Here is a 14,975-nt window from a genome sequence, read left to right on the forward strand (position 1 = left end):
GCCGCATTCATTCTTCTTCAGGAAAAACCGCACGGCCTTGCGTCATATCACGCAAGGCCGCTCTCGCACCGTCCAGCGCGGTGACCGGCATGCGAATGGTGAGCCTCACGGCCATCTGATACGCGCTCCCTGCCAACTCGTACACTTCCTGCTCAATCCAGCGGCGCACGCGCGCTTCGTCCGGATATCCAATCTCCACCGTCAGCAGCGTCTGCGCAATCCGTTCGACCCGTGGCGCATCCTGTAGCACGCGAGCAATCGCGTCGGTGTAGGCGCGCACGAGGCCACCTGCGCCGAGTTTCACGCCGCCGTAATAGCGGACCACTGCGGCCAGCACGCCGTCCAGATCGTGATGCCGCAGCATTTCGAGAATGGGCCGCCCAGCAGTGCCGGACGGTTCGCCGTCATCGGACATGCCCGACTGCCCGCCCGCCAGCAACGCCCAGCACACATGGGTGGCGGTGGGATGCGCTTCGCGCAGGCGCCGCAACTCGACCATCGCCGCATCACGGTCCGCGACGGGAATCGCGTGGGCGATAAAGCGGCTTTTGCGGATTTCGAGTTCTGAAGATACGGCGGTTGAAAGGGTGTAACTCACGTTAATGTGCGCTGATTAGAGCAATTAAATTTGATTGCTTGAGAGAATTTTGTTGCCGAATTTGTGTTGACCCCCAACGCTTCGGCTACGACGTATTATGCCTACGATGCCTGCATGGGCGCGAGGGGAAAGCAAAGGCTCATAGCGGCATGTGTCAGAAGAGTAATCAATTGACGTTAACTCGGGCATGCTCGTTGCGGCAATGACTGATTCGAAGAATCTGGAATACCGACTAATCCATGCAAAATCGGCAACAAGCAATTTCATAATATCGTCTGTTTGATTGGTGCCCACGACATACACTAGTTCAGTAGGCGCTTCAAATGTGATTGAATCCATTTGGCGAGACCTTTCCGAACCGAAGTATTAACGTTGCTGGAGCTATCATGAAAACCAGAATTCTTCGCGTTTTACTGGCTGTCGCGTCCACTGCGGTAGTTGTTCCTGCTTTCGCGAGCGGTTACGGGCCAGCGCCGTTTCTTAATCCCACCGTTGGCGCGCCTGCTTCACAACAAGGTCAGAATGAGCAAACCCTCGCAGCCGATCGCATGAACGAAGGTGATAACAGCTCGTATGGCGGCGTAAGCGGCGCCGCATCGCAATCGGGCTCATACAGTGCTGCAAATCCTACAGCCATGCACTCTGACGCAGGTGAACCGCTGACGACGCGAATGAAGTCGGTAGACAGCGGTCATTGATTTGTATTCAGGTGCGTTTGACAGGTGCGCGAGGTTTGAATCAGGTTGAACCTGAAGCTGATGCACCGCGCATGGCGCGGCGTCAGCGAATCTCGCGGTTGCCCAAAACTGCCGGCTGCTGCTGCTACGTCTCGGACCGTTCCGACAGCACGCATTCAGCGCATCGCCTCTTCCGCGAATCTCCTTTTCTGCTGCCAGCGCCGTCCTCTCGAATGCTGCATTCGTTGAAGTAGCGCCGTGAATTCCCACACGTTAAGCAACCGTCCCGCCATGGGCGTAGCGATCAACGCGCGCGATAAATGTGGGTTGGGGCAGGCCACCGCAAATCCCAAGGGTCCATTTCTGCGTCGCGGGAATTGGCAGAAAATCCCGAAAAGTCATGCTCGGCTATCGATACAAATATTCGATAGCCAGGATATACACTGCCTCCATCGACGTTGCAGACACAAGCCCCCCAGCCCCTGTCACGTTGCCTTCCCGAACTGAAGTCGAAACGTTATTGGAGTCCATCATGAAGACCAAGATTATCGCCGCTTTGCTGGTTGCCGCTTCCGCCACTCTCGCCGCTCCGGCTTTCGCCAGCGGTTATGGCCCTGCACCGTTCTATCGTCCGACTGTAGGTGCACCTGCTTCGCAACAAGGCCAGAGCGTACAGACGGTTGCTGCTGAGCGCGCCCAGGCAAACGGCGATACGGCTTACGGTGGCGTGAGCAACGGCTCGTCGGAAACGGGCGCGCACAAACTGGTCGCTGGCTTCAAGTCACTGTTCCGCGGTCATGAATCCACGAACGCTAGCTGAGAATCAGGCTGCCTGTAGCAATCCACAAAACAATATCTGGAGGTAAAGGATCATGAAATCGTTCGTTCAAGCTGTTGCCATCGCCGCTCTTCTCGCCGCTCCGGTTGCATCATTCGCGCAGTCGAGCCAGCCGGTCACCCGCGCTCAAGTGCGCTCTGAACTAGTGCAACTGGAGAAAGCAGGTTACAACCCTGGTGGCGACCATAATGACTACCCGGTAGATATTCAGGCTGCGGAAGCGCGCGTGCATGGGGATGACTCCGCAAGCGGCTTTGGTGGGGTAGAGAGCGGGTCGTCAGCATCTGGCGCACGAGCAGGTCTGCACCTTACAGCATTCCATCTGTCAGCGATTCATCCGGCTGACAGAGGCGGCAAGGTTACGGTTTTTGCGGGACATCACTAACCAGTCAGTCTGGCGAACCGCCGGCGTCCTATCCGGTCGCTGAGCATCGCTACCTGAGCGCGCGGCACTTCTGCGCGCCCTCTTTTGTAGAACTGACCTTCGTTGTAATCGTCGAGGTCAGTTTGCTAAAGACTCCTCCGCTGCCAGGTGCCTGGTAGCTTCGCCCAGACGTGTGTCTGGGCGTTTTTTGTTTTTCGCACGCGAGACCACGTCGTTCTGACCGGGTACTGACGCGTGCGATTCAACGTGTTCTTCGCTTCTTCTCCCGCCAGTCCAGCACCAGACCAACTCTCGCAGGATTCGTGAGCCCAGGGTAGTCCGCGCTTGCGATCAGCAGCATGCGCAGGTCCGGATGCTCACTTAAGGCTACACTAGACCGCGCGCTATCCGTTTCGCCGGAAAGTGCGCGTTGTCTTCAGACCTGTACGCTTGCGGAGCCGCACGGGCTCCGCCCTGGTGGTTGCGGCCCGCGGTTGCTCATGGAAATACGCTCAGTCCGCATCCCTTCCGTTGAACACTAGCTGGTTTGACGTTGGCTCCCCAAGAGGATTGGTACGATGGCGAAGATTTCTCCAGGCGTAGGTCCGCGGTTTCCACAGGTCGTCGTGCTGTTCGGCGCTACCGGCGATCTCGCGCGTCGCAAGCTGTTGCCCGGCTTGTTCCATCTGTCGAATGCGGGCTTTATCCCCGGTTGCCGCATCATCGCGGTGGCGCTTGACGACATTCAGCTCGACGACTTCCGCCGCACCGCGCGCGAAGCGCTTGACGAGTTTTCTAGCCGCAAGATCGTAGCGGCGGAGTGGGACATCTTCGCTGCCAACCTCGACTACGTGCCGCTTTCGGCCGGCGCCAATGCGCTCAGGGTTGCGGTCGAACGGGCCGAACAGGCTTTCGAGGGCGAGTGCAGGCGGTTGCATTATCTGAGCGTCCCGCCGAACGCCGCATTGTCCGCAGTACGCATGTTGAGCGAAGCGGAACTCGTTGAGCGCTCCCGCATCATCATGGAAAAACCCTTCGGCACCGACCTGGCGAGCTCGGTATCGTTGAATGCCAAGCTTCACGAGGTGTTCGAAGAAGAGCAGATTTTCCGCATCGATCACTTCCTCGGCAAAGAGCCGGCGCAGAACATTCTGGCTTTCCGGTTTGCGAACGGTCTGTTCGAACCAATCTGGAACCGCAACTTTATCGACCATGTGCAGATCGACGTTCCGGAGACGTTGGGCTTGGGCAAACGGGCCGGCTTTTACGAGCAGACCGGCGCGTTTCGCGACATGGTGGTGACGCATCTTTTCCAGATTCTCGCGTTCATGGCGATGGAGCCGCCCACCTCGCTCGAACCATCGCCAATCAGCGAAGAAAAGAACAAGGTATTTCGAAGCATGTTGCCGATCCAGCCAGGCGACGTCGTGCGTGGGCAGTACACCGGTTATCGGACTGAAGAAGGGGTGAGCCCGGAGTCGGAAACTGAAACATTTATCGCCTTGAAGTGCACCATCGACAACTGGCGCTGGGCCGGCGTGCCGTTCTATCTGCGCACCGGCAAGCGGCTGGCCGAAGGTCAGCGGATCATTTCCATCGCATTTCGCGAGCCACCCAAGAGCATGTTTCCAGCCGGATCGGGTGTCGGCTCGCAGGGTCCGGACCATCTGACCTTCGATCTTGCGGACGCTTCGAAAATGTCGCTCTCGTTTTATGGCAAACGTCCGGGCCCTGGTATGCGTCTCGACAAGTTGAGCCTGCAGTTCGCGATGCGGGACACGGGATTGATCGGTGACGTGCTCGAAGCGTACGAGCGGCTGATCCTCGACGCCATGCGCGGAGACCGCACGTTATTCACGACGGCAGAGGGTATCGAGCGGCTCTGGGACGTCTCGACGGCCTTGCTCGAATCGCCGCCGCCCGTGCGCTTCTATGCGCCTGGTTCGTGGGGGCCAAACGCGATTCATCAACTCGTTGCGCCTCGCGCCTGGCGGCTGCCGTTTGAGCGGGCCTGGCGCGATCCAAACAACCTGGGCAGCTGACCTGGCGAATGCTGCGTCGTGCATGGCGCACCGTGTAGGGGGCTTGGCATCGTTCTGCAGCCTGTGCGGAACTCCGGTAGTCTTCGCTGTGGCCACGTTGCCTCGCATCTACCTCTCATGGAGTTTTTATGACGCTTGCATTGCACGACATTCCCCTCAAAGAGATCGACGGTCAGGACAGCAGCCTTGCAAACTATCGTGGCAAGGTGCTGCTGGTGGTCAACGTCGCGTCCAAGTGTGGCTTGACGCCTCAGTACAGCGCGCTGGAAAACCTGTACCAGGCAAAGCGCGCCGAGGGTCTTGAAGTGCTCGGCTTCCCCGCTAACAACTTCAAAGGTCAGGAGCCGGGCAGCGACAGCGAGATCGCCTCGTTTTGCTCGACCGAGTACAACGTGCACTTTCCGCTTTTTTCGAAGATTTCCGTTTTGGGTGAAGACCAGCATCCGCTCTACGCGGCACTGACAGAAAAGCAGCCGGTCGCAACGGGTGACGGGCCGTTCCGCGAGCGCCTGAAGGGCTATGGCGTGCACGCCGAGAATCAGGCGGACGTGCTATGGAATTTCGAAAAATTCCTGATTAGCCGTGATGGCGAAGTGGTGGGGCGTTTTGCGCCCGATGTGACCGCGGATGATCCGCGTCTCATCGAGGCCATTGAAACCGAATTAACAAAAGCCTGATTCACCTATACGCAAATGGCGTTTGACTAGCCGCCGCGCGTCGGAGACAGCGGTTGTCAAACGTATGAGGCGAGGGCGCGGCGCGCGGGCTATGCGCCGTCACCGCTGCGAAAATGCTCAATGCTTTGACCAGCCGCCACTGCGCGCTGCAGCCACTCGGGCAGGTCCCCGACGTCTGTGCTCAGTTGGTCTGCTTCGGCGAAATCTTGCCGACAGCGGAGTCAAAGAAATCCTGTGCCTCAGCAAGTTCGTCCAGCGCCTGTTCGAGTTGACGGACGGCAAGAGAGTGTTCGATTGGGCAGCTCTGCGGCACGATCTCGCCACGGACAACCCGAAACGCGATGTCTACCTGCCGGGTCGCCCGGACGAAGCGTTCGGCGGCACTTGCTTCACGCGAGTGAGCATGAGTCGACATGGTGTACCTCCAGTCTTCAAATGAAAAGTTAGTTGATAGCGGCGTCGTTACGTTACGATTGGCTTCGAATGAGCTTAAAAGACAGGATTGCCAGGGAAGAACAACATGCCTCTGTTTGACTGACATGTCGTTGCAACGCAATGAAGCGCGTGGCAGTCCCAGGTAACTCACCTCACGTACACGTTGCGCGAATCTCCGCTAACGCCCTGCTCGACGAAAACCGTGCAATAACGACTGATTTCCATAGCTTGCCAGGAACTCGGCAGACGCGCCAGGGGAATGTTGTGAAATTTCACCCGGGGCTGTTAACTTGAGCGTTTCAGTGTTAACTTATAAGGCTACGTTTTCCGGAAACCTGCCGTCACGTCACGATCAGGCGGTCCCGGTCGGCAACGGGGTGGCTCGTCTTGATGGGGTCGATATGGAACCGTACGACGACGAACTGAAACTTTTCGAAGCACACGGCGCCTCGCTGCCGGAGCTGGAGAATCAGGGTTACGTGGACCATGACGGCGCGCGCATCTGGTACGCAACACATGGCAGCGGCTCCCCCGTTATTTTGCTGCACGGCGGCTTGGGTCACAGTGGCAACTGGGCCTACCAGGTACCGGCATTGATCGACGCGGGCCATAGGGTTGTGCTCATTGACAGCCGTGGCCATGGACGCAGCACGCGCGATTCGCGTCCTTACAGGTATGAGTTGATGGCGGCCGACGTTCTCGCCGTCATGGATGCGCTGCAACTTGAGCGGGCAGCTATCATCGGCTGGAGCGATGGCGCGTGCACCGCGGTGATTCTCGGCATGCAAGCGCCGCAACGCGTGACAGGTGTGTTTTTCTTCGGCTGCAATATGGATCCGAGCGGTACGAAGGAGTTCGTGCCTACGCCTGTTATCAACCGGTGCTTTAGCCGGCACGCGAAGGACTATGCGCAGTTGTCCGCCACGCCGGATGCGTTCGAAGCGTTTGTCGACGCGGTCAGCGAGATGATGAAAACGCAGCCCAATTACTCGGCGGACGATCTCGATCAGGTGCGTGTGCCGGTTGTGATCGTGCAGAGCGAACACGACGAGTTCATCAAGCCGGAACACGCGCAATATCTCGCCCGCAGTATTCGTCACGCAAAACTGGTTGTGATACCAGGGGTCAGTCATTTCGCGCCGCTGCAAAGGCCGCCGCTATTCAACGACGTGATGCTGGAGTTTCTGCAGGATCTGGCCGTCTGATCGCTCAGGACGTGGCGTCGGTTCTCGCTTCGAATGCACGGACCACGGCCGCCATATCGAGCTTGCCGTGCCCCAACGCCAACGTTTCGCCGAACAGCGCATAACAGACGTCGAGGAGCGGCGACGCAACACCGGCTTCACGAGCCGCCTCTGCGATCAGGCGATTGTTTTTCAGCACATCGGTGATCGACGCCTGGACATCAAAGTCGCGCGTGACCAGTTTGAGAAGTTTGACGCGGGAAATGCTGCTTGCCATCTGGCCGGCATCGACGATGGCGCGAAACTGTTGCATGTCGAGGCCCAGGCGCTCGGCAAAATGCGTGGCCTCTGCCAGGCCAGTGACCGTGGTGATCAGAAAGATGTTGATAGCGAGCTTCATCAGCAAGCCGCTCGGAACCGGGCCGCACACTACCGTCTGAAGGCACATGGGTTCGAGCAAAGGGCGCATCTGCGCGATGGCCGCCTCTTCGCCCGCGAGCATGGCCACGAGTTCGCCCGCTTCCGCAGGTTTGCGAGAGCCGGAGACGGGACACTCCACATAATGACCGCCCATACGCCGAATGTCAGCGTCGAGGCCGCGCGAATAATCCGGCGATGTCGTGCCCATATGGACAATCGTGTGTTCTGCGACGTTTTCACTGAATTGCGGCGTGCCGCGCGCGAGGATCGTGTCGATCGCATCGCCGTCGGCCAGCATGACGATCACAACGCGGGTTTGTCTGAAGACATCAGACGGGCTTGCCGCGACAACGGCGCCTGCCGCACGTAAAGCCTCGCTGCGTTCGGCCGAGCGATTCCAGACTACGAGCCGCGTGCCAGCACGAGCCAGATTGAGCGCCATGGGCTGTCCCATGACGCCGAGGCCGATGAATCCGATGTCCATATCCACTCCTGTCCCAAGGCGGTCACTGCTTTTGATAAGCTGCTCCGGCGGTGAGCCGCCAATGAGCGCGGCAAGCCATACCGGCGGCATCCGCTTGAAAGCTTGGGCCAAATTGTCATACGTCGTCTTGTACGATTGTGCGGACACATTGCCTACGGGAGCACACCGGCCCTTTCGTCGATATTCAACCGTAGCTGGGCAAACTCACATCCGAATGGAGACGAAGAATATGAGTGAGATTCTGGCGCTTCGCCCTTTTGTACCTGCCAAAGACTTCGAACTCTCAAAGCGCTATTACCAGGCGTTGGGATTCAGGATGACTCTCGAGGAGGAGAGCATCGCCATCCTCAAGCTGGAGAGCTTCAGTTTCATCCTGCAGCAGTTCTACGTAAAAGAATTCGCAGAGAACTGCATGCTGCAATTACTCGTTCGCAATGTCGACGCCTGGTGGAAAGAGTCAAAGCCGGAAGCACTGGTTAGCGAGTTTTCTGTTAAACCGCCGCGTACACCTGTTATGCAAACCTGGGGCATGAAAGTCGGGTTTCTCTTCGATCCCTCTGGCGTGCTTTGGCACGTGGCCGAGGTGCCGTTCTAGCAGCAACGTTGCTGGCTGTGCTTTATCAATGCGCGCGGCTCGCGACACCAAGGCAATTCGACAGGCCGTCACGACGTTCACACGCGTGGGCGGAGCCTTTTCATCTGAACAATCTCCGTGTTTTGTTAGTGCTATTGTCGGAACTGGTGCGGAGTTTGTTTCGGCTCATCGAAGTTCGCAGAGTGCTGCGTTCAAGCCACGAAGCCAGCAAAAGGCCACGACAGAAAAATTTCTAAAGGTTGGCGCATCCAATCGACGCATCACTGCGTACGAAACGTAAGCATACGATTACGCCTGCGTTATCTGCCGTATGCCCGTGCGGCAGATGCACACCTTTAGGAAACGGATGTCATGAGTGCCAAGCCGATTAGCAATCCCAAGATCGCAATCGTCGCCAGCTTGCTAATGGGAGGGGTGCTGACAATTGCCGCGCTAGAGTTGCGGCCAGACGGCAGCGAACTTTCCAACGACCAGCCTGGTGTCGAGAGTCGCCCAGCGCCTGCGTCAGTGAGTCAGGATAGGGCGCCGCCGCCCGGCGCGGTGGCATCGGGCGGCGTCGTCACCGGTGGTGACGCCGCCATATCACAGGTGCTCGACGCGGTTCGGTTCTGTCTTGACCGCAATGATCTCGATTCCGCCAAGGTCTTGTTGCAAGCCGAGGTGGTGCTTCACAAAGACGATCCGCGTGTGATGGCCCTTCAACACGAGGTTCAGATGCGTGAGGCCCGTGTAGGGCACGCGCCGCCGGTTGCGCTCGCGGGCAACCCGCCAACAACCGTGCCGCTGCCTCCTTGGGTCGCGGAGAGCCCTGCAAGCCGGCCTGAACATTCGCGTTATGCGGAGTTGCCGCAGAAAGAACACGCGGCGAACCCAGCGCGCAACGCGCGCACGCGGTATGCGGCGCAGACGACCGTGGAGCTGCGACCTGCCCAGAGAGTCGAAGCAGACCGCCCGCATCCGCCGAGTGCGGAAACGACGACATCGTCGGTGGCACCGGCTTCTCCCGCGGCAGTACCTATGATGGCCGCGGTTGCGCCGCCGGTGGAGTCGCTACCGGTTCATCAAACTCCCGTTGCCCCGCAAGCCGCACCGGTTGCCCAATCCGCACCGCCAGTCGAACCCGCGCCGCCAGCGGTACAGCCAGAGACGACACTCACGCAATCGAATCAGGTACCCAAGACGCGTGCCGAGGTGCGGATGGAACTGGAACGGGCGCGCTCCGACGGCGATCTGCCGCGCTTTGGCAACCCTGACCCAGCAGGCCCGGGTGGCGCGATGAGCATGACGGTGAATCCGGGCGCAATGTCCCACTAGGGCGCGGTTCGCAGCCATGCAAACCGCGCCGATGGGCGATGAGAGCCGCCGACTGCAGCGTGTACCGGCAAAACCAGTTGTATCCGCTATCCGCTATGCGCTTCTGCTTCCGCATGATGGCTCACGCGCACCGGCGGCACGAACCATGCAAGCGCCAGCCCGGCGAGCGCAGCCACCGCGGTGACGACGAGGCCTACGTGCATCGACTCCACTAGCGCGCCGCGCGCCGAGTTCATCATGGCCATGGCGTCGCCAGCTTGCCCCGCGTTGACGAGGCGACTGATCAGCGCAGCCTGCTCCGCGCGGTCGACCAGCAATTCAGGACTCGAAAACGACTTGAACCACTGCGTGGCCTGATACGTGTCTAGTGACCGATGCACGCCGCGGGAATATAAATGGCCAAGCAGGGCACCGGTCATGACTGTCCCCAGCATTCCGCCAAAGGTTCGAAGCGACTGCAGAAGCGCCGTTGCTGCACCGAGATGATCGCGTGAGACGATTTGCTGCGAGCAAATCGTGAGGCTGGTGCCTACCAGGCCAAGACCGAGTCCGCTGATCCCCATGCACGACATCCACACCAGATGTGGTTCGTTGCCCTTGAGCGCGACGACACTCAGCGAAGCCAGAGCGGATAGCGCAAATCCGACATACATCAGCGCATTGGCTCGCCGTAGGCGGGTGACGATGCGGTTGTTCAACACGCTGCCGACGGTGGTCCCCAGAAGTAGCGGGGTGATCAGCATCCCTGAAGCATGAGGCGACATCGCATAGCCGCCCTGGAACAGCAGCGGCACGTAAAACACCAGCGAAAACAAGGCAAATCCGCCCAGCGCGGACATTGCAAAGAGCGCGGCGAGTTTGCGGTCCAGCAGCATGTCGACCGGCACAATGGGGTAATACATCCTTTTTTCCCAGAACCAGAGCGTCAGTGCGCAAACGGAGGTGATGGCGCCAAGCACGATCGTCACATTGCTCAGCCCTTGTTTAGGGAAAAATTCGATCAATAGCTGCAGCGCGCCAAAGGTGATAGCGAGCACGGCGGCGCCGACCCAGTCGAGCCTCACTGGACCGCTTTGCCGCGGCTGCCGCAGATGTGGCAGGTAGTAGTGCACGAACAGCAGCGAGACGATTCCCACTGGGACATTCACGAAGAACACGAGCCGCCAGCCGCCGTATTGGGTCAGGATGCCACCGAGTGTCGGTCCAACGACGTTCGCAATACCGAACGCCGACGTGACGAAAACCAGCCAGCGCAGGCGCAGTTTGGGATCGGGGAACAGGTCGGCGACGGTCGCGAACATCGTGCCGATCAGGATGCCGCCACCCACGCCCTGCAGGCCTCGCGCGACCACAAGGAACAGCATGCTGGTGGCAATGCCGCACAAGACTGAAGCGAGCGTGAACACGATAATCGCGGCGAACAGGAACGGTTTGCGGCCGTACAGATCCCCCAGACGGCCGAAGATGGGAATCGTAATGACCGAGGCCAGCATGTACGCCGTGGCAACCCAGGCGTAAAGATCGAACCCTTTCAACTCCATCACGATGCGCGGCAGGGCGGTTCCAACAATCGTCTGATCAAGCGCGACCAGCATGGCAACGAAGGCGACACCGACCATCGCCATCAGGGATGCGCGAAACGGCAGCAATTGCCTGCCTGGGTCATATGCCGTGATGTCGGGAGTCATGGGGCGCCCTGCGAGGTATCAAAGCGGGTGGACCGTCGTGGTGCGGCTGGGTCGGCGGCGTTTCTGCCCGGCCGTCACGCGGGGCAAGCGTCCGCGCCGTCTTCGGACTGTTGCACTGCCGGGCCGAGGTAGCAAGCCATTTCGTCATTGCGCTGTTGATCCGTTGCGCGCAGAGAGATGGCTGTACCTACCGCAAACACACCGTCTCGCTCATTTATTCCCATTCGACGAAATCATTTTGGTTGGCATCTCCCGTTGGGCGTCCGACCGGTCTTTTTTCCATTCCGCGGGAATAAACCATGGCGTACCTGGGTTCTCCTTTACGTAGGCTGATCCAGATTTGAGCAGTGCGTGAGAAACAAGGTCGCCGGCGTGAGGTTGTCAGTGGCTGTGACGGGTCAGCCGGGCGATCGCGAAAAGTGTATGGGTTTAGATAATTAAAGTAGTACACCGAAATAACGTTAAGAAACATCGACCCTGGCGAATCAATATTTTTGCAAGGATCGCGGAATAGAAGGCGTAGTCCGGATGTTCACCTTGATGAATGCGTCACCTAAAATACAATCAGTTAGGAGTTGGAAATGAACAAGCTTTCGTTGCTCACCATGTCAGTCGCTGTATTCGCATCGACCAGTGTTTTCTCGAATGCCTTCGCCCAGCAAAAGACCCGTGCGGAAGTTCAGCAGGAACTGGTGCAGGCAGAGAACAACGGACAGCGTTTCGTGACCGATACGTCGTACCCGGAAATCAATCCGATCTTCGCGCAGCAGGCCGCTCAGCTCAAGCAGCAAACCGACGCAGGTGTCGGCGCAGCGATGTCCGGAACCAGCGGCAGTGGTGAACGTATCGCCATGCCTGGCAAGACCGGTGGCGAGTCGTGCGTGGGTCCGGTCAGCTTTTGCACGCCATATTTCGGCAGCTAAGTCTGCAACCTGGTGTTCGCTTTCGTTCGCTACCGTTGTTCATCCATGAAGGAGATTGGCATCATGAAAACGCTTATTGGTCTTGGCCTGGTTGTCAGTGCGCTCGTTACCCCGGCGCTTTCCTTTGCTCAAGCAAGCAACCAGCCGGTCACGCGTGCCGAAGTACGCGCCGACCTCGTACGCGTCGAGCAGGCCGGTTATAGCCCGTCCAACGGCGAGGACGCCACGTACCCTGCGCAGATTCAAGCCGCTGAAGCCAAAGTGGCCGAGCAAGAGGGCGCGCAGATGCCTAACGCTTCCGCTACTCCTGGTGTCGAAACGACTGCGGTGGGCGCGATGACGTCGGGCTCCAGCGCAAGCGGCACGCGTCAGCCGATGACAGGCAAGACGAAGGATGCTGCGTGTGTCGGCCCGGTCAGCTTCTGTACGCCTTTCTTCGGTGGTTAAATCGTGTCAGCATGTTGTCGGGTTTGCCGCACTTGCGCGTTATATTCATCGCGCATCTCATGTGGGGTGTGATGCTGGGTTGCTCCGGCGGCATTGAGCGCGCGGGTGGCGTATGACTACGCATAGCCGCCGGGAACCGGTTCTCAACATGACGGACAGAGGAACCTCGGATGAAACTGATGTTCGGATTGCTCGTGCTCCTGATCGCCTCGATCGTGGTCATCCTGTATGCAGGTTCTTACGGGGAAGGGGTGGTGCGCCTGGCAGGCTACGTGGCGACGATTGCGCTGGGCGGCCTGCTCGCGCTAATGGTGCAAGCCTGGAAGAACCGTCGCGCAGCGGCCCGTTCGTCCCGTTAGCGTCCAGGCTGCGGGCGCTTGGCCGACGAGGGCCTATTTCCCTGGTGCGCGACCAACGACTACGCAATGAGTCGCTAGCGCGTCCCCCGCGACCGCGAGATTTCCTCTTCCAGCGCCTTGCCGCTCTGCCAGGTGCCTGCCATCTGCCCGCCGTGTAGCCAGCCGCTCAGCCAGCCGCGGCACGATCCCATACGATGTTCGTCACCCTAGGCGGTTCCTCGGATGCGTTTCGCTCCAGTCGGCGCTCGTGTGATCGATCGACTCGGAATGGAGTTGGATAAATCCAGGCGCAGACGATAATCTGGTGAATATAGTGTTTCAAAGTGTTCGATGGAATCGAAAGAGCGTTTCATCGTGCCCCGCGTTCGAATTATGATCGCCAGTGAAACCGCAATGAGGAGGGGCCGTGACTTCCGCAAAAGATGACAAGACGCAGCAGCGCTACAGGAGCGGCGACGCGGCGCGTCTGGCAAAGATGCCGGTCACCACGCTGCGGATCTGGGAGCGTCGCTACGGCGTCGTCGCACCTCCAAAGAGTGAATCCGTCCAGCGGCTTTACTCGGAAGATGACGTGCGCAGGCTGACCTTGCTGAAAGGGTTGGTCAAGCGCGGCCACCCCATTGCCACGATTGCGAAGATCGATAGTGCACAACTTGAACGCCTTGCCCTGAACCGTACTGACAAGGAGTTGGCGCAGTTGGCAGCAGGCGCGGCAACTCAGATGACGGACATTGCACTGGCGGTGGCAGGGACGGCGCTCGTCCAACGTCTGGAGGCGGAAGACTGCGGCTTGCTCGAAGCTGGCATCGCGAGCATGGCGGAGTTTGCCAGTCTGGATGATGCAACAGCGCATGCCAAGGTCTCGGCGCGGTGGTGCTGGAGGGCATGTGGTCGCGAGCTGCGCGCCGTTACGACGAGCGCACGTTGCCCCGTATCGTGCGCGAGGAAGGCATCGCCGATTCGCGCCGCGAGGTATGAAGCAGCTGGTGTCAATGGTGGAGTATCAAGGGTGGCGTAGATAATAACTATGGATACCTGATCAATTTATGAAGAGCCGCGGATTTTGGAATGTTCGCAATGTAGGCTCTGGCTGGAAGGCTTTAAAGCGGAACGCATGCCGCTTTAAATGGCTCAGGTCCGGAACTGGCTACACATGAGACAGGCAACGGCTGCTGGATTGCAACGCCGATCACGGTGTGCATAACTGTCAGCTTTTCCATGTTTCCATCATTCGACCCGAGACAAGCCCATGACAGATTTGCAGACTCCAATCAAGACACCCCGCTCGCGTCGCCCGGTAGGCCTTGCAACAGCGGTGCTTGCTATTTCCGCGTTTGGATTACTGGCCGCGTGCGCTGCTCTAAGCGGAAGCAAGCGTGGAAACTCGCAAGTTCCCGAGCCAGCCAAGCCGGTGGATCTGGACCGCTATGCGGGCCGCTGGTACGAATTCGCGCGCTATGAGAATCGCTTCGAGAGAGGTTGCGAAGGCGTCACCGCAGACTATGTAAAGCGTCCCGACGGCCTCATTGCCGTGACGAACAGCTGCCACGAGGGCGGCCCGGATGGAGCGGTGCGTGTGTCGGAAGGACGCGCCAAGGTTGTGGCGGATTCGAATAATGCCAAACTCAAGGTGTCCTTCTTCGGACCATTCTATGTGGGCAGCTACTGGGTGCTTGATCACGCCGCCGACTACAGTTGGTCGATTGTCGGCGAACCGAGCGGACGGTACCTCTGGATTCTGACGCGGACTGCGCTGCCCGATGCGACGCTTCGTGCTGAACTCGTGAGCCGGGTTGCCGCGCTGGGATACGACACGTCAATGTTGCGGCAGACGCGGCAATAGACGACGCGGGACCCGATCTGTGGGACACATGCAAACGACGAGTAAGACGTACCGTCCGGATGTCGTTTTTCCCTGTCGTGCGCATCG

At 59.1% G+C, this 14,975-nt stretch carries 17 protein-coding genes; 13 read left to right on the plus strand and 4 right to left on the minus strand.

Features of this window, described 5'->3' with window-relative positions; all coding sequences use genetic code 11:
* Nucleotides 1-7 precede the first annotated feature (7 nt).
* On the minus strand, nt 8-598 hold the full coding sequence (locus tag WCA85_RS17805; protein ID WP_424066064.1) for an IMPACT family protein: 591 nt from the start codon (nt 596-598) through the stop codon (nt 8-10).
* A 386-nt stretch (nt 599-984) separates the two neighbouring features.
* Here WCA85_RS17805 and WCA85_RS17810 point away from each other — a divergent pair, with 386 nt between their 5' ends.
* From WCA85_RS17810 to WCA85_RS17830, 5 genes are all read left to right on the plus strand, one after another.
* Nucleotides 985-1,296 (plus strand): hypothetical protein, encoded by a 312-nt coding sequence (locus WCA85_RS17810; protein WP_424066066.1) that lies wholly within the window; start codon nt 985-987, stop codon nt 1,294-1,296.
* Between the two features lie 511 nt (nt 1,297-1,807).
* A complete protein-coding gene (locus tag WCA85_RS17815; protein ID WP_424066068.1) occupies nt 1,808-2,095 on the plus strand; it encodes a hypothetical protein in 288 nt (95 codons plus the stop codon).
* Nucleotides 2,096-2,147: 52 nt separating this feature from the next.
* Nucleotides 2,148-2,498: a DUF4148 domain-containing protein gene (locus tag WCA85_RS17820; RefSeq protein ID WP_424066070.1), complete on the plus strand. Its 351-nt coding sequence runs from the start codon at nt 2,148-2,150 to the stop codon at nt 2,496-2,498.
* A gap of 557 nt (nt 2,499-3,055) precedes the next feature.
* On the plus strand, nt 3,056-4,519 hold the full coding sequence (gene zwf / locus WCA85_RS17825) for a glucose-6-phosphate dehydrogenase (RefSeq protein WP_424066071.1): 1,464 nt from the start codon (nt 3,056-3,058) through the stop codon (nt 4,517-4,519).
* A gap of 128 nt (nt 4,520-4,647) precedes the next feature.
* Nucleotides 4,648-5,196 (plus strand): glutathione peroxidase, encoded by a 549-nt coding sequence (locus WCA85_RS17830; RefSeq protein ID WP_424066073.1) that lies wholly within the window; start codon nt 4,648-4,650, stop codon nt 5,194-5,196.
* Between the two features lie 181 nt (nt 5,197-5,377).
* On the opposite strand, the gene WCA85_RS17835 is transcribed toward WCA85_RS17830, so the two are convergent.
* Entirely contained in the window at nt 5,378-5,611 is a 234-nt protein-coding gene (locus WCA85_RS17835) for a hypothetical protein (RefSeq protein WP_424066075.1), read from the minus strand.
* A gap of 421 nt (nt 5,612-6,032) precedes the next feature.
* On the opposite strand from WCA85_RS17835, the gene WCA85_RS17840 reads away from it, so the two are divergent.
* Nucleotides 6,033-6,836, plus strand: coding sequence for an alpha/beta fold hydrolase (locus WCA85_RS17840; RefSeq protein WP_424066130.1), 804 nt, complete (start codon nt 6,033-6,035; stop codon nt 6,834-6,836).
* Between the two features lie 4 nt (nt 6,837-6,840).
* Here WCA85_RS17840 and WCA85_RS17845 read toward each other — a convergent pair whose 3' ends face one another.
* On the minus strand, nt 6,841-7,719 hold the full coding sequence (locus WCA85_RS17845; protein WP_424066077.1) for an NAD(P)-dependent oxidoreductase: 879 nt from the start codon (nt 7,717-7,719) through the stop codon (nt 6,841-6,843).
* A gap of 229 nt (nt 7,720-7,948) precedes the next feature.
* Between WCA85_RS17845 and WCA85_RS17850 the strand changes: the two genes are divergently transcribed.
* Both WCA85_RS17850 and WCA85_RS17855 read left to right on the plus strand, forming a co-directional pair.
* Entirely contained in the window at nt 7,949-8,314 is a 366-nt protein-coding gene (locus tag WCA85_RS17850) for a glyoxalase (RefSeq protein WP_424066078.1), read from the plus strand.
* Nucleotides 8,315-8,665: 351 nt separating this feature from the next.
* A complete protein-coding gene (locus tag WCA85_RS17855; protein WP_424066080.1) occupies nt 8,666-9,628 on the plus strand; it encodes a hypothetical protein in 963 nt (320 codons plus the stop codon).
* Nucleotides 9,629-9,714: 86 nt separating this feature from the next.
* On the opposite strand, the gene WCA85_RS17860 is transcribed toward WCA85_RS17855, so the two are convergent.
* Entirely contained in the window at nt 9,715-11,316 is a 1,602-nt protein-coding gene (locus WCA85_RS17860) for an MFS transporter (protein ID WP_424066081.1), read from the minus strand.
* 581 nt (nt 11,317-11,897) lie between these two features.
* Here WCA85_RS17860 and WCA85_RS17865 point away from each other — a divergent pair.
* The 5 genes from WCA85_RS17865 to WCA85_RS17885 all read left to right on the plus strand — a co-directional run bounded on the left by WCA85_RS17865 (nt 11,898) and on the right by WCA85_RS17885 (nt 14,888).
* Nucleotides 11,898-12,239, plus strand: a complete 342-nt coding sequence (locus WCA85_RS17865; protein ID WP_424066083.1) for a DUF4148 domain-containing protein — start codon at nt 11,898-11,900, stop codon at nt 12,237-12,239.
* Between the two features lie 63 nt (nt 12,240-12,302).
* The gene (locus WCA85_RS17870; RefSeq protein WP_424066085.1) at nt 12,303-12,686 is read left to right on the plus strand and encodes a DUF4148 domain-containing protein; all 384 of its coding nucleotides are present in this window, start codon (nt 12,303-12,305) and stop codon (nt 12,684-12,686) included.
* Between the two features lie 170 nt (nt 12,687-12,856).
* Complete coding sequence (locus tag WCA85_RS17875; protein WP_424066087.1) at nt 12,857-13,045, plus strand: hypothetical protein; 189 nt, start codon at nt 12,857-12,859, stop codon at nt 13,043-13,045.
* A 406-nt stretch (nt 13,046-13,451) separates the two neighbouring features.
* Nucleotides 13,452-14,063, plus strand: coding sequence for a MerR family transcriptional regulator (locus WCA85_RS17880; RefSeq protein WP_424066089.1), 612 nt, complete (start codon nt 13,452-13,454; stop codon nt 14,061-14,063).
* Nucleotides 14,064-14,294: 231 nt separating this feature from the next.
* Complete coding sequence (locus tag WCA85_RS17885; RefSeq protein ID WP_424066090.1) at nt 14,295-14,888, plus strand: lipocalin family protein; 594 nt, start codon at nt 14,295-14,297, stop codon at nt 14,886-14,888.
* Nucleotides 14,889-14,975: the final 87 nt, after the last annotated feature.

Origin of the sequence: Paraburkholderia sp. (assembly GCF_049581445.1) — a bacterium.
In the GTDB taxonomy this organism is placed as follows: Bacteria; Pseudomonadota; Gammaproteobacteria; order Burkholderiales; family Burkholderiaceae; genus Paraburkholderia.

Coding starts and splice junctions, on each gene's coding strand:
- WCA85_RS17820 (WP_424066070.1), top strand. CDS start 2,148: ATGAAATCGTTCGTTCAAGCTGTTGCCATCGCCGCTCTTCTCGCCGCT.
- WCA85_RS17830 (WP_424066073.1), top strand. CDS start 4,648: ATGACGCTTGCATTGCACGACATTCCCCTCAAAGAGATCGACGGTCAG.
- zwf (WP_424066071.1), top strand. CDS start 3,056: ATGGCGAAGATTTCTCCAGGCGTAGGTCCGCGGTTTCCACAGGTCGTC.
- WCA85_RS17860 (WP_424066081.1), bottom strand. CDS start 11,316: ATGACTCCCGACATCACGGCATATGACCCAGGCAGGCAATTGCTGCCG.
- WCA85_RS17885 (WP_424066090.1), top strand. CDS start 14,295: ATGACAGATTTGCAGACTCCAATCAAGACACCCCGCTCGCGTCGCCCG.
- WCA85_RS17840 (WP_424066130.1), top strand. CDS start 6,033: ATGGAACCGTACGACGACGAACTGAAACTTTTCGAAGCACACGGCGCC.
- WCA85_RS17835 (WP_424066075.1), bottom strand. CDS start 5,611: ATGTCGACTCATGCTCACTCGCGTGAAGCAAGTGCCGCCGAACGCTTC.
- WCA85_RS17850 (WP_424066078.1), top strand. CDS start 7,949: ATGAGTGAGATTCTGGCGCTTCGCCCTTTTGTACCTGCCAAAGACTTC.
- WCA85_RS17870 (WP_424066085.1), top strand. CDS start 12,303: ATGAAAACGCTTATTGGTCTTGGCCTGGTTGTCAGTGCGCTCGTTACC.
- WCA85_RS17865 (WP_424066083.1), top strand. CDS start 11,898: ATGAACAAGCTTTCGTTGCTCACCATGTCAGTCGCTGTATTCGCATCG.
- WCA85_RS17845 (WP_424066077.1), bottom strand. CDS start 7,719: ATGGACATCGGATTCATCGGCCTCGGCGTCATGGGACAGCCCATGGCG.
- WCA85_RS17810 (WP_424066066.1), top strand. CDS start 985: ATGAAAACCAGAATTCTTCGCGTTTTACTGGCTGTCGCGTCCACTGCG.
- WCA85_RS17855 (WP_424066080.1), top strand. CDS start 8,666: ATGAGTGCCAAGCCGATTAGCAATCCCAAGATCGCAATCGTCGCCAGC.
- WCA85_RS17815 (WP_424066068.1), top strand. CDS start 1,808: ATGAAGACCAAGATTATCGCCGCTTTGCTGGTTGCCGCTTCCGCCACT.
- WCA85_RS17875 (WP_424066087.1), top strand. CDS start 12,857: ATGAAACTGATGTTCGGATTGCTCGTGCTCCTGATCGCCTCGATCGTG.